The organism is Luteimicrobium sp. DT211 (assembly GCF_049844995.1).
Taxonomy (GTDB): domain Bacteria; phylum Actinomycetota; class Actinomycetes; order Actinomycetales; family Cellulomonadaceae; genus Luteimicrobium.
This window is the reverse complement of sequence record NZ_JBNCMC010000009.1, coordinates 19169-31258: the sequence shown is the minus strand read 5'-3', so window position 1 is coordinate 31258 and position 12090 is coordinate 19169. Positions and strand designations below refer to the sequence as shown.

General features: G+C 74.2%; 10 protein-coding genes. 8 read left to right on the top strand and 2 right to left on the bottom strand.

The features are described 5' to 3' along the window. The first annotated feature begins 174 nt into the window (after positions 1-174). Entirely contained in the window at positions 175-1335 is a 1161-nt protein-coding gene (ispG, locus tag ACLQ14_RS16615; protein ID WP_425815043.1) for a flavodoxin-dependent (E)-4-hydroxy-3-methylbut-2-enyl-diphosphate synthase, read from the top strand. An 81-nt stretch (positions 1336-1416) separates the two neighbouring features. Beyond that, positions 1417-2319, top strand: a complete 903-nt coding sequence (locus ACLQ14_RS16610; protein WP_425815041.1) for a GNAT family N-acetyltransferase — start codon at positions 1417-1419, stop codon at positions 2317-2319. Positions 2320-2346: 27 nt separating this feature from the next. On the opposite strand, the gene ACLQ14_RS16605 is transcribed toward ACLQ14_RS16610, so the two are convergent. Beyond that, complete coding sequence (locus ACLQ14_RS16605) at positions 2347-3291, bottom strand: Fpg/Nei family DNA glycosylase (RefSeq protein ID WP_425815040.1); 945 nt, start codon at positions 3289-3291, stop codon at positions 2347-2349. Positions 3292-3392: 101 nt separating this feature from the next. Here ACLQ14_RS16605 and ACLQ14_RS16600 point away from each other — a divergent pair, with 101 nt between their 5' ends. Further along, positions 3393-5222 (top strand): proline--tRNA ligase, encoded by a 1830-nt coding sequence (locus tag ACLQ14_RS16600; protein ID WP_425815038.1) that lies wholly within the window; start codon positions 3393-3395, stop codon positions 5220-5222. A 57-nt stretch (positions 5223-5279) separates the two neighbouring features. Here the strand turns inward: ACLQ14_RS16600 and ACLQ14_RS16595 are convergent, their stop codons facing one another. Next, positions 5280-6335: a DUF4439 domain-containing protein gene (locus ACLQ14_RS16595; RefSeq protein ID WP_425815036.1), complete on the bottom strand. Its 1056-nt coding sequence runs from the start codon at positions 6333-6335 to the stop codon at positions 5280-5282. 146 nt (positions 6336-6481) lie between these two features. On the opposite strand from ACLQ14_RS16595, the gene rimP reads away from it, so the two are divergent. The 5 genes from rimP to rbfA all read left to right on the top strand — a co-directional run bounded on the left by rimP (position 6482) and on the right by rbfA (position 11970). Then, positions 6482-6988 (top strand): ribosome maturation factor RimP, encoded by a 507-nt coding sequence (gene rimP, locus ACLQ14_RS16590; protein ID WP_425815034.1) that lies wholly within the window; start codon positions 6482-6484, stop codon positions 6986-6988. Next, positions 6988-8001, top strand: a complete 1014-nt coding sequence (gene nusA / locus ACLQ14_RS16585; RefSeq protein WP_425815032.1) for a transcription termination factor NusA — start codon at positions 6988-6990, stop codon at positions 7999-8001. Before rimP ends, nusA begins: the two co-directional genes overlap by 1 nt. 20 nt (positions 8002-8021) lie before the next feature. Then, positions 8022-8384 carry a YlxR family protein gene (locus ACLQ14_RS16580; RefSeq protein ID WP_425815030.1) on the top strand — a complete coding sequence of 121 codons (363 nt, stop codon included), beginning with the start codon at positions 8022-8024 and terminating at the stop codon, positions 8382-8384. Between the two features lie 147 nt (positions 8385-8531). Then, a complete protein-coding gene (infB, locus tag ACLQ14_RS16575; RefSeq protein ID WP_425815028.1) occupies positions 8532-11294 on the top strand; it encodes a translation initiation factor IF-2 in 2763 nt (920 codons plus the stop codon). 232 nt (positions 11295-11526) lie between these two features. Next, positions 11527-11970 (top strand): 30S ribosome-binding factor RbfA, encoded by a 444-nt coding sequence (rbfA, locus tag ACLQ14_RS16570; protein WP_425815026.1) that lies wholly within the window; start codon positions 11527-11529, stop codon positions 11968-11970. Positions 11971-12090: the final 120 nt, after the last annotated feature.

Genomic DNA, 12090 nt, shown 5'->3' with positions numbered 1-12090 from the left:
GAACTCGTCCGACGCTAGGCCGCTGACCGTCGGGCCGTCACGGCCTTTCTCGTGCCGCCGCCTCCCGCGCCGCGGCCCCTCCGGGGGCGGTCTTCCCGACATCGCCACGAGATCCGACGCCCGCCTCGCACCGCTCGCGCCCGACGCACGCCCCGGGCGAGGGATACTGGAGCCGTGAGCGTCCCGATCAACCTCGGCATGCCCGAGGCCCCCGTACCCGTCCTCGCCCCCCGCCGCAAGACGCGCAAGATCCGCGTCGGCAAGGTGGAGGTCGGCGGTGACGCCCCGATCAGCGTCCAGTCCATGACGACGACGCTGACCTCGGACATCAACGCCACCCTCCAGCAGATCGCCGAGCTGACCGCGGCCGGCTGCGACATCGTCCGCGTCGCCGTGCCCAGCGCCGACGACGCCGCCGCGCTCCCCGCGATCGCCACCAAGTCGCAGATCCCCGTCATCGCGGACATCCACTTCCAGCCGAAGTACGTGTTCGCGGCGATCGAGGCGGGCTGCGCCGCCGTCCGCGTGAACCCCGGCAACATCCGCAAGTTCGACGACCAGGTCAAGGAGATCGCCCAGGCGGCGAAGGACCACGGCACGTCGCTGCGCATCGGCGTCAACGCCGGGTCTCTCGACCCGCGCCTGCTCGCCAAGTACGGCAGGGCGACGCCGGAGGCGCTCGTCGAGTCCGCCGTCTGGGAGGCGTCGCTCTTCGAGGAGCACGACTTCCACGACTTCAAGATCTCCGTCAAGCACAACGACCCCGTCGTCATGGTGCGGGCCTACGAGCTGCTCTCCGAGCGGGGCGACTGGCCCCTGCACCTCGGCGTGACCGAGGCCGGTCCGGCGTTCCAGGGCACCATCAAGTCGGCGACGGCGTTCGGCGCACTCCTCAGCAAGGGCATCGGCGACACCATCCGCGTGTCCCTGTCCGCGCCGCCCGTCGAGGAGGTCAAGGTCGGCATCCAGATCCTCCAGTCCCTCAACCTGCGGCCCCGCAAGCTCGAGATCGTCTCGTGCCCGTCGTGCGGCCGAGCGCAGGTCGACGTGTACTCGCTCGCCGAGCGCGTCACCGCCGGCCTCGAGGGCATGGAGGTACCGCTGCGCGTCGCGGTCATGGGCTGCGTCGTCAACGGCCCGGGAGAGGCCCGCGAGGCCGACCTCGGCGTCGCGTCCGGCAACGGCAAGGGCCAGATCTTCGTCAAGGGCGAGGTCATCAAGACCGTGCCCGAGGCCATGATCGTCGAGACCCTGATCGAGGAGGCCATGCGCATCGCGGACGCCATGCCCGCCGAGGAGCGCACCCCCACGGGGCCCGTCGTCACCGTCAGCTGAGGCGGCCGACCAGGCCCCGGACGGCGCGCCAGCCACCGGCGCCTGGCGGCGGCCGTCGGCCCGTTGGGGGAGAATCGGCGCATGGTCCGCCTCTTCGCACGCGACGACGCGCACGGCGTCCGCGCCGTCCCCGCGCGCGTCCTGGGGCGGCACGAGGTCGCCGCGGCGCTCGCGGTGTGCGCCGTCGACCCCGTGACGGCGGCCCTCGCGGCGGCGCGCGTCGCCGAGTGGCCCGAGGCGGGTGCGCGCGGTGGCGGCAGCGTCTGGGCGTACCCCGCGTCCGGGCCGCCGACGGCGATCTGCTGGTCGGGCGCCAACCTGTTCCCCGTGGTCCCCGAGACCGGCTCCGAGCGCGAGGCGGCGCTCGACGCGTTCGCCGCCGCGGCGCGGCTCGAGGGCCGGCGCAGCTCGTCCATCGTCGGCGACGCGGCCGTCGCGCTCGGGCTGTGGGAGCGGCTCGCCCCCACCTGGCCCCGGCCGCGGGAGATCCGGGCCTGCCAGCCGTCGATGGCGATCGCGCGCGACCCCGACGTCGCCCCCGATCCCGCCGTGCGGCGCGGGCTGCCCGAGGAGCTCGGTGCGATCCTGCCGGCGTGCGTGCGGATGTTCGTCGAGGAGGTCGGCTACTCGCCGGTCGTCGGGGGCAGCTCGGCCTACGAGCGCCGCGTCCGGCAGCTCATCGCGACCGGACGGTCGTTCGTGCGCCTCGAGCGCGGCGCCGACGGGCGCCCGTTCGTGGCCTTCAAGGCCGAGCTCGGCGCCGTGACCGACCAGGTCGCCCAGATCCAGGGCGTCTGGGTCGACCCGGTCCGGCGTGGGCACCGCCTGTCGGAGAGCGGCGTGGCCGCCGTCGTCGTCGCCGCGCGGCGCGACGTCGCGCCCGTCGTCTCCCTCTACGTCAACGACTTCAACGCGCCCGCGCTCGCCGCCTACCGCCGCGTCGGGTTCGAGCAGGTGGGCACGCTCGCGACCGTCCTCTTCTGAGCGGGGCGTCGCCGTCGGCGGGACCGGTCAGCGCAGGAGGCGGGACATCCGCCGGTCCGCGAGCACCTGTCCGCCCGTCTGGCACGTCGGGCAGTACTGCAGCGACCGGTCGGCGAACGACACCTCGTGCACCGTGTCGCCGCACGGCACGCCGTCCCAGCCGGGGCACGGCTCGCCCGTCCGCCCGTGCACCCGCATGCCGCGGCGCTTGGCGTCCTTGACCTCCGCCGCCGGCCTGCCCGACGACGCCGCCACGGCCTCCCGCAGCACGTCGCGGATCGCGGTGTGCAGGGCGACGACGTCGTCGGACGGAGCGGCGGAGCCCGGGGGAGGGGCGTACGTCTTGGTCAGCCTGAACGGGCTGGTCCGGGCGACGAGCAGGATCTCGTCCGAGTAGGCGTTGCCGATGCCCGCGATCGCCCCCTGGTCGCGCAGCAGGCCCTTGACCTGCTGGTTCTTCCTGGCCAGCAGCTCGGCGAGGACCTCGGGCGTGAACGCGTCGGACATCGGCTCCACGCCGAGCGACGCGATCTGCGGCACCGCGTCAGGGTCCGTCGCGACGTAGACCGCGAGCCGCTTGCGCGTGCCGGCCTCGGTGAGGTCGAAGCCGGCGCCGTCGTCGAACCGGACGCGCAGCGCCAGCGTCGGACGGTTGCCGCCGCCCCCGCCCGCCCGCGGCCGGACCGGCGTCGTCGGCGCCTGCTCGGACCAGCGCAGCCAGCCGCCCCGCGCGAGGTGGAAGACGAGGTGCAGCGGGTCGCCGTCGGTTTCGCCGGCCGGTGCCGCCACCACGTCCAGCCACTTCCCGTGCCGGACGACGTCGCTCACGCGCCGCCCGACGAGCGCGTCGAGGGGAGGGGCGTACGTCTTGAGCGCGGAGATCTGGCCCAGCGCGACGGACGTGATCAGGCGGCCGCTCGTGCGCTCCCGCAGGAACCCGACGAGCGCCTCGACCTCGGGCAGCTCCGGCATGGTCCGATCATGCTCCAGACCGGTCGGCGCCGCCCGGCACCGGGGCTCGCGTCGCTGGTCGGGGCGCGGGCGCCCGCCGGCCCGCCGGTAGGCTGTGCCGCATGTCGCACGACCACCTGACCTCCTCGTCCGCCGCCGTCCTGCGGATGTCCACGCTGTTCGTCCGGACCCTGCGGGAGGACCCGGTGGACGCGGAGGTCGCGAGCCACAAGCTCCTCGTCCGCGCCGGCTACATCCGCCGCGCGGCGCCGGGCATCTACACGTGGCTGCCGCTGGGTCTGCGGGTCCTCGCGAAGGTCGAGGCCGTCGTCCGCGAGGAGATGCAGGCCGCCGGCGGGCAGGAGGTGCACTTCCCCGCGCTGCTGCCGCGCGAGCCCTACGAGGCGACGGGCCGGTGGACCGAGTACGGCCAGGGGCTCTTCCGGCTCCAGGACCGCAAGCAGGCCGACTACCTGCTCGCGCCCACGCACGAGGAGATGTTCACGCTCCTCGTGAAGGACCTGTACTCCTCGTACAAGGACCTGCCGCTCACGCTCTTCCAGATCCAGACCAAGTACCGCGACGAGGCCCGTCCCCGCGCGGGGCTGATCCGCGGCCGCGAGTTCATCATGAAGGACGCGTACTCGTTCGACATCGACGACGCCGGCCTGGACGCCTCCTACGCGGTGCAGCGCGCCGCGTACCAGCGGATCTTCGACCGGCTCGGCCTCGAGTACGTGATCGTGGCCGCGACGAGCGGTGCCATGGGCGGGTCGCGGTCGGAGGAGTTCCTCACCCCGACCCCCATCGGCGAGGACACGTTCGTCCGGTCGCCCGGCGGGTACGCCGCGAACGTGGAGGCCGTCGTCACGCCCGTCCCCGAGGCCGTGCCGTACGACGACGCCCCCGCCGCGCACGTCGAGGACACCCCGGACACCCCGACCATCGAGTCGCTCGTCGCGCTCGCGAACGAGCGGTTCCCCCGCCCCGACCGCGCCTGGACGGCGGCGGACACGCTCAAGAACGTCGTCCTCGCGACGACCCACCCGGACGGGCGCCGCGAGGTGCTGGTCGTCGGGCTCCCGGGGGACCGCGAGGTCGACGTGAAGCGTCTCGGCGCTGCCCTCGAGCCGGCCGAGGTCGAGACGGCGGGCGCCGCGGACTTCGCCGCGCACCCGGAGCTCGTCAAGGGCTACATCGGCCCCGGCGCGCTCGGTCCGCAGGGCGCGCGGCTCACCCAGGACGACGGCGCCGAGGTCTCCGCGATCCGCTACCTCCTCGACCCGCGCGTGGTCGAGGGGACCCGCTGGATCACGGGAGCGAACGAGCCCGGCCGGCACGTGTTCGACCTCGTGGCGGGCCGCGACTTCACCGCGGACGGCACCATCGAGGCGGCCGAGGTCCGGGCCGGCGACGAGGCGCCCGACGGCTCCGGCCCCCTCGAGCTCGCGCGGGGCATCGAGATCGGCCACATCTTCCAGCTCGGGCGCAAGTACGCGCAGGCCCTCGGGCTGACGGTCCTGGACCAGAACGGCAAGCAGGTCGTCGTGACCATGGGCTCGTACGGCGTCGGCGTGACGCGCGCCCTCGCCGCGCTCGCCGAGGCGAACCACGACGACAAGGGGCTCGCGTGGCCGGCGCACGTGGCGCCCGCGCACGTCCACGTCGTCGCGACCGGCAAGGGCCAGGACGTGTTCGACGCGGCGGGCACCATCGCGAGCGGCCTCGCGGCGCGCGGCGTCGAGGTGCTCTACGACGACCGCCTCAAGGTGTCGCCCGGCGTCAAGTTCGCGGACGCCGAGCTCATCGGCGTGCCGCTCGTCGTCGTCGTGGGCCGCGGGCTCGCCGACGGCGTCGTCGAGGTCCGCGGCCGTGCGGGCGGCGACGCCGAGCAGGTGCCGGTGGCCGAGGCCGTCGAGCGCGTGGCCGAGCGGGTCGCCGCGCTCCTCTGACGGCCCGCGAGGTAGACGGGCCCCCCGTCTACCTTGCGACGTATACGGGCGGCCCGTCTACTTCGGGGTGCCGCCGGGGAGGGCCGTGACGGGCGCGCCCGCGGCGACCGCGGCGCGGGCGGCGTCGGTGAGCAGGTCGGCGACCTGCGCGCGTCCCCGCGGCTCGAGCGTGTCGAGCAGCGCGGCATAGTCGGTGACCAGGCGCGACTCGACGGTGCGCGCGACGGCCTCGGCGGGCAGCGCGTAGGCGGTGCGCCGCGGGTCGCCGTCCGTGCCGGCGACGCCCGCCGCGTCGGCCCAGTCCTGCGCGCGCGTGCGGTGCACCGCGGCGCGGGCGGCCGCCTCCGAGCGGGCCGCGCCGTGGGCCCGCGCTGCGACGACCTCCAGCAGGTACCCGGCCGCGTCCTCGTTCTCGACGACCGTGGCTGCGACCCCCGCGCGGGCGCCCGCGGGGAGCGTGGCGGGGCCCTTCGCAGCTGTGGTGGTCGCGCGCTCCTTCACGTGGCCCGCGCTCGCGAGCGCGTCCGCGTCGAGCGCCTGCCCGGTCCCGACCTGGGCGACCAGGCGCGCCAGGTGGGCGTCGTCGGCGTCGGCGAGGCGCTCCCGCGCGGTGACGGACGCACCCCGCAGCCGCACGACGACGGCGCTCACCGCCGGCTCGCCCGTGGCCGTCGGGGTCGCGGTCGCCGCCGGTCCGGTGGTCGGCGACGGGCCGTCGTAGACGCCGCCGAGCGCCGTGAGCTGCGTGCCGGCGTGCTGGACGACCGCCCGGAGCCGCGCGGCGGTCGCGCCCTTCGCCCCGCCGTCGGACAGCGTCGCGCGCGCCAGGTCGCGGACCGCGACGACGTCCGCCACGGTCGCGGCGCGGACGCGCTCGTCGGCGGTCGGGGTGAGCGGCGCCGGCGGGGACGACTCGAGGCGCACGCCGCAGCCCGCCAGCGCGAGCGCGAGCACGACGGACGCCGCCGCGGCGAGGAGGGCGGACGGAGCGGGCCGGCCGGACCGCGCGCGCGGCGCGGGGTCGGGCGTCGGGTGGTGGCGCATCGCGCCCGATGATCCCACGACCTGCTCCGGTGCGGCGCCCGGCCCGCCGTCCCCGCGGGGGGTCGGCACGCCGATGCCCCGGCGAGTCGGTAGTCTTGGTGCGCACAACAGCACACCGGTCGAGACGATCTCGATCGCTGCCCGGCGCACCCGGCTCGCGATCCCTAGAAGCTCGCGTCCCGCGGGTGGGCCGTGAGAACCGACAGGAGAAGCAATTGCCCAGGCAGCAACCGGCGGACATGCTCCGCGAGGTCGTCGCGCCGGTGGTCGAAGGCGCCGGCCTCTACCTCGAGGACGTGGTCGTGGCCCGCGCCGGGAGCCGTTCGGTCGTCCGCGTCACGCTCGACCTGCCCGAGGACGTCCTCGGGAGCCTCGACCTCGACGCCGTGGCGGACGTCTCGCGCCAGGTCTCGGACGTGCTCGACGCGTCGTCCGACGTCCTGCCGGGGCAGTACACGCTCGAGGTCTCGACGCCCGGGACCGCCCGGCCTCTCACCGAACCGCGCCACTTCAAGCGGGCGCGCGGGCGGCGCGTGAGCCTCGCGCTCCGCGACGGTCGCACCTACGAGGGCCGGCTGTCCGACGTCGAGGGCGACGAGCTCGTCCTGACCGAGGTCCCCGCCGGGCAGCCCGAGCGGGTCGACCGCTCGGAGGTCGCGCGCGGCCGCATCGAGGTCGAGCTCTCGCGCTCTGCTGACACCACCGACGACGAGGAGGCCTGATGGACATCGACATGAGCGCTCTGCGCGCGATCGAGCGCGAGCGGGACATCAGCCTGGACGTGCTGGTGGGCGCGATCGAGCAGGCCCTGCTCTCGGCGTACCACCGCAGCACCGGCGCGCAGCCGCACGCGCGCGTCGAGCTGGACCGGACGTCCGGGCGCGCCGCCGTGTGGGCGCGCGAGGAGATCGTCGACGAGGACGGGGTCCGCACGTTCGGCCCCGAGTTCGACGACACGCCCGCCGACTTCGGCCGCATCGCCACCGCGACCGCCCGCCAGGTCATCGTCCAGCGTCTGCGCGACGCCGAGGACGACGCCATCCTGGGCCAGTTCCGCGGCAAGGAGGGCGAGGTCATCGCCGGCGTCATCCAGCAGGGGCGCGACCCGCGCGTCGTGCTGGTGGAGGTCGGAGGCGTCGAGGCCGTCCTGCCGCCCCACGAGCAGGTGCCGACGGAGGAGTACGTGCACGGCGAGCGCCTGCGCGCGTACGTCCTCGAGGTGACGCGGGGAATGAAGGGCCCCCAGATCACGTTGAGCCGCACGCACCCGAACCTCGTCCGCAAGCTGTTCGAGCTCGAGGTGCCCGAGGTCGCGGACGGCTCCGTCGAGATCGTCGCGCTCGCCCGTGAGGCGGGCCACCGGTCCAAGATGGCCGTCCGGTCGACGGTGTCGGGGCTCAACGCCAAGGGTGCGTGCATCGGCCCGATGGGTGCCCGCGTGCGGGCGGTCATGGCCGAGCTGCACGGCGAGAAGATCGACATCGTCGACTACCACGCCGACCCGGCGCGCTTCGTGGGCAACGCCCTCTCGCCGGCCAGTGTGAGGGAGGTCACGATCGTGGACGAGGACACGCGCTCCGCCCGGGTCGTCGTCCCCGACTACCAGCTGTCGCTCGCCATCGGCAAGGAGGGGCAGAACGCCCGCCTCGCGGCGAAGCTGACCGGCTGGCGCATCGACATCCGGTCCGACGAGGCGGCACCCGACGCGGGCGCAGCCCGCCCGACGGCGGGGTGACGAGAGGACGACGGGGTAAGATGTCCGACAACGGGTCTCAGGCCCGGCCGATGTCGCACGTCCTCCCCGCTACTCGCACCCCGAGGGAGCCCCTCCGGGCTCCGGTGCGGACGTGCGTCGGCTGCCGGTCCCGCGACCTTCGGTCCGACCTCGTGCGCCTCGTGGCGCGGACGGACGACGACACGGCGGGCGCCGCCTCTGCGGCGGTGCTGGTGGTGGACGTCGGACGCTCGCTCCCGGGGCGTGGCGCGTGGCTGCACCCGCGGATGCGCTGCCTGGAGCTGGCCGAACGCCGCCACGCGTTCACGCGTGCGCTGCGCTTGCGCAGCGCACCGGACGCGAGCGACGTCCGCCGGTTCCTCGTCGCCCTCGGTGCCGAGTGACGACCACGTGCGCGAGCACGACATGCCAGACACGTCTATCAGGAAGCGGGTCAGAAACACATGGGCACGCGATGAGCACCCTGCGATGAGCACCCCTCAGCATTAACGACGGTCCTCCCTGTCCGGGCGGGCCGAGACAGGAGAGTTGTGGCCAAGGTCCGCGTCTACGAGCTCGCCAAGGAGCTCGGTATCGAGAGCAAGACCATCATGACGAAGCTCACCGAGCTCGGTGAGTTCGTCCGCTCGGCGTCCTCGACGATCGAACCACCCGTCGTGCGCAAGCTGCGCGACGCCTTCCCCGCCGGTGCAGCTGCCGGTTCGAAGCCTGCCGCGAAGCCCGCGGCGGCCAAGCCCGCCGCACCCCGCCCCGCAGCGCCCCAGGCGCCGGTAGCGGAGGAAGCGCCGGCACCCGAGCGTCCCGCGTCGAGCGGCTCCGCGCCGCGCCAGTCCGCGCCGACGCCCGGTCCCAAGCCCGCCGCGGCACCCAAGCCCGCCGCAGGCAACGAGTCGCCCGCACCGCGTCCGGGTGCCCCGCGCCCCGGCTCCGCGCCGCGGCCCGGCAACAACCCGTTCGCGTCGAGCCAGGGCATGCCGCGCCCGCGTCCGGGCAACAACCCGTTCGCCCCGCAGCAGGGCATGCCCCGCCCGCAGTCGCGTCCCGACCGCGGTGAGGGCTCGGCCGAGCGCTCCGGCGGTCCGCGTCCCGCGGCGCCGCGTCCCGGCGGCGCAGCCCGGCCGGGTGGCGCCCCGCGTCCCGGCGGAGCTCGCCCCAACCCCGGCATGATGCCGGGCAAGACGTCGCTCGGTCGTCCCGGCGCCGGCCAGGGTGCCGGCGGCGGCGGTCGTCCCGGCGGCGGTGGCCGCGGTGGCTTCGGCGGCGGCGGTGCCGGTGGCGGCGCGGCCCGTCCCGGCGGTGGCGGCGGCTTCGGCGGTCGTCCCGGCGGCGGTGGCCGCGGTGGCGCCGGTCGCGGCAGCACGCAGGGCGCCTTCGGGCGTGCCGGCGGCCGCCCCGTGCGCGGACGGAAGTCGAAGCGCGCGAAGCGCCAGGAGTTCGAGCAGATGCAGGCGCCGTCGCTCGGCGGCGTCAGCGTCCCCCGCGGCGACGGCTCGACCGTCGTGCGTCTGCGCCGTGGCGCGTCCCTGTCCGACTTCGCGGACAAGATCGACGCCAACCCCGCGAGCCTCGTGACCGTCCTCTTCCACCTCGGTGAGATGGCGACCGCCACGCAGTCGCTCGACGAGGACACCTTCGGCACCCTCGGTGCCGAGCTCGGCTACGTCATCGAGATGGTGTCGGCCGAGGACGAGGACCGCGAGCTGCTCGGGGCGTTCGACATCGACCTCGAGGGCGAGCTGGAGGCCGAGGGCGACGACGTGCTCGAGCCCCGTCCGCCGGTCGTCACCGTCATGGGCCACGTCGACCACGGAAAGACCAAGCTGCTCGACGCGGTCCGGTCCTCCGACGTGGTCGCGGGCGAGGCCGGTGGGATCACCCAGCACATCGGCGCCTACCAGGTGCACCACGAGCACGAGGGCGTCGACCGGGCGATCACGTTCATCGACACCCCGGGTCACGAGGCGTTCACCGCCATGCGTGCCCGCGGTGCCCAGGTCACCGACATCGCGATCCTCGTGGTCGCGGCCGACGACGGCGTGATGCCGCAGACGATCGAGGCGCTCAACCACGCCCAGGCCGCCGGCGTCCCGATCGTCGTCGCGGTGAACAAGGTGGACAAGGAGGGGGCCAACCCCGCCAAGATCCGCCAGCAGCTCACCGAGTACAACCTGGTGGCCGAGGAGTACGGCGGCGACACGATGTTCGTCGACGTGTCCGCCAAGAACCGGATCGGCATCGAGGACCTGCTCGACGCCGTCCTGCTCACCGCGGACGCCTCGCTCGACCTGCGCGCCAACCCCGACAAGGACGCGCGCGGCGTCGCCATCGAGGCCAACCTCGACAAGGGCCGCGGCTCCGTCGCGACGGTCCTCGTCCAGTCCGGCACCCTCGCCGTCGGCGACTCGATCGTCGCGGGCACCGCCCACGGGCGCGTCCGTGCGATGTTCGACGAGCACGGCGAGAACCTCGACGTGGCGCTCCCGTCGCGTCCGGTCCAGGTGCTCGGCCTGACGTCCGTGCCCCGCGCCGGCGACACGTTCATCGTGGCGCCCGACGACCGCACGGCCCGTCAGATCGCCGAGAAGCGCGAGGCCGCCGAGCGTGCCGCGACGCTGGCCAAGCGTCGCAAGCGCATCAGCCTCGAGGACTTCACGCAGGCGCTCGAGCAGGGCAAGGTCGAGACCCTCAACCTCGTCCTCAAGGGCGACGTGTCCGGTGCCGTCGAGGCGCTGGAGGACGCGCTGCTCAAGATCGACGTCGGCGACGAGGTCGAGCTGCGCGTCATCCACCGCGGTGTGGGTGGCATCACGCAGAACGACGTCAACCTCGCCACGGTCGACAACGCGATCATCATCGGCTTCAACGTGAAGTTCGGCGAGCGCGTCGAGGACCTGGCCGAGCGGGAAGGTGTCGAGGTCAAGTTCTACTCGGTCATCTACCAGGCCATCGATGACGTCGAGGCCGCGCTCAAGGGCATGCTCAAGCCCGAGTACGAAGAGGTCCAGCTCGGTACGGCGGAGATCCGCGAGATCTTCCGGTCCTCCAAGGCCGGGAACATCGCGGGCACGATCGTCCGGTCGGGCGTCATCACCCGTAACTCCAAGGCTCGCGTGCTCCGCAACGGCGTCGTGGTGGGGGACAACCTCCAGATCGACTCGCTCAAGCGGTTCAAGGACGACGCCACGGAGGTCCGCGAGGGCTACGAGTGCGGTATCGGGCTCGGGTCGTTCAACGACATCCAGCTCGAGGACGTCATCGAGACGTTCGAGATGCGGGAGAAGCCGCGTTCGTGACGCGCGCTCTTCGTCGGTGACGGTCTCTCGTCACCTTCGCCCTGCCCTCCGGGAGAGGTGTGGCGGGTCTACCGCGGGCCTGGCGGCCCGTGCCAGACCCACCACGACCCGCCACACCTCTCCCTCCGGGCAGGGCTTTCGTCCGTCCGTCACCATGGCGGGACGGGCGCGGCACGTTCGCATGCTTTGGGGAACACGGGGCCGCGCGGGGCGCGGCCGGAGATGAGGGTTGATGGCTGAGAGTGTGCGGGCCAGGAAGCTGGCCGAGCGGATCCAGCAGGTCGTCGCGACCATGCTCGACACACGGGTCAAGGACCCGCGGCTCGGGTTCGTGACCGTGACCGACGTGCGCGTGACGGGCGACCTGCAGAACGCGACCGTGTTCTACACGGTGCGCGGCACGGAGGAGGAGCGGGCCGGAACCGCCGCGGCGCTCGAGAGCGCCAAGGGCCTCATCCGGTCCGAGGTCGGCAAGCAGACCGGGATCCGGCTCACGCCGACGCTCGAGTTCCAGCTCGACGCGATCCCCGAGAACGCCGCCCAGCTCGAGGACGCGCTTCGCACCGCCCGCGAGCGGGACGCCGAGCTCGCGGCGTTGCGCCAGGGCAAGGACTTCGCCGGCGAGGCCGACCCCTACAAGCGTCCGGACGAGGACGATGAGGCTGACGAGGCCTGAGGGCGCGCCAGCGCACCAGGCCTCCACGTCGAACACGGGCTCGCCCGGCCCGCCGGGCGGCCGCCCGGCGGGCGGCCCCCGGTGGACGGGGGGGGGGGGGGGGGGGTTTAAAAAAAAAGC

Excerpts from the sequence above, each read along its gene's own strand:
- ACLQ14_RS16610 (WP_425815041.1), top strand. The coding sequence starts at position 1,417 with ATGGTCCGCCTCTTCGCACGCGACGACGCGCACGGCGTCCGCGCCGTC.
- ACLQ14_RS16605 (WP_425815040.1), bottom strand. The coding sequence starts at position 3,291 with ATGCCGGAGCTGCCCGAGGTCGAGGCGCTCGTCGGGTTCCTGCGGGAG.
- ACLQ14_RS16600 (WP_425815038.1), top strand. The coding sequence starts at position 3,393 with ATGTCGCACGACCACCTGACCTCCTCGTCCGCCGCCGTCCTGCGGATG.
- nusA (WP_425815032.1), top strand. The coding sequence starts at position 6,988 with ATGGACATCGACATGAGCGCTCTGCGCGCGATCGAGCGCGAGCGGGAC.
- ACLQ14_RS16580 (WP_425815030.1), top strand. The coding sequence starts at position 8,022 with ATGTCCGACAACGGGTCTCAGGCCCGGCCGATGTCGCACGTCCTCCCC.
- rbfA (WP_425815026.1), top strand. The coding sequence starts at position 11,527 with ATGGCTGAGAGTGTGCGGGCCAGGAAGCTGGCCGAGCGGATCCAGCAG.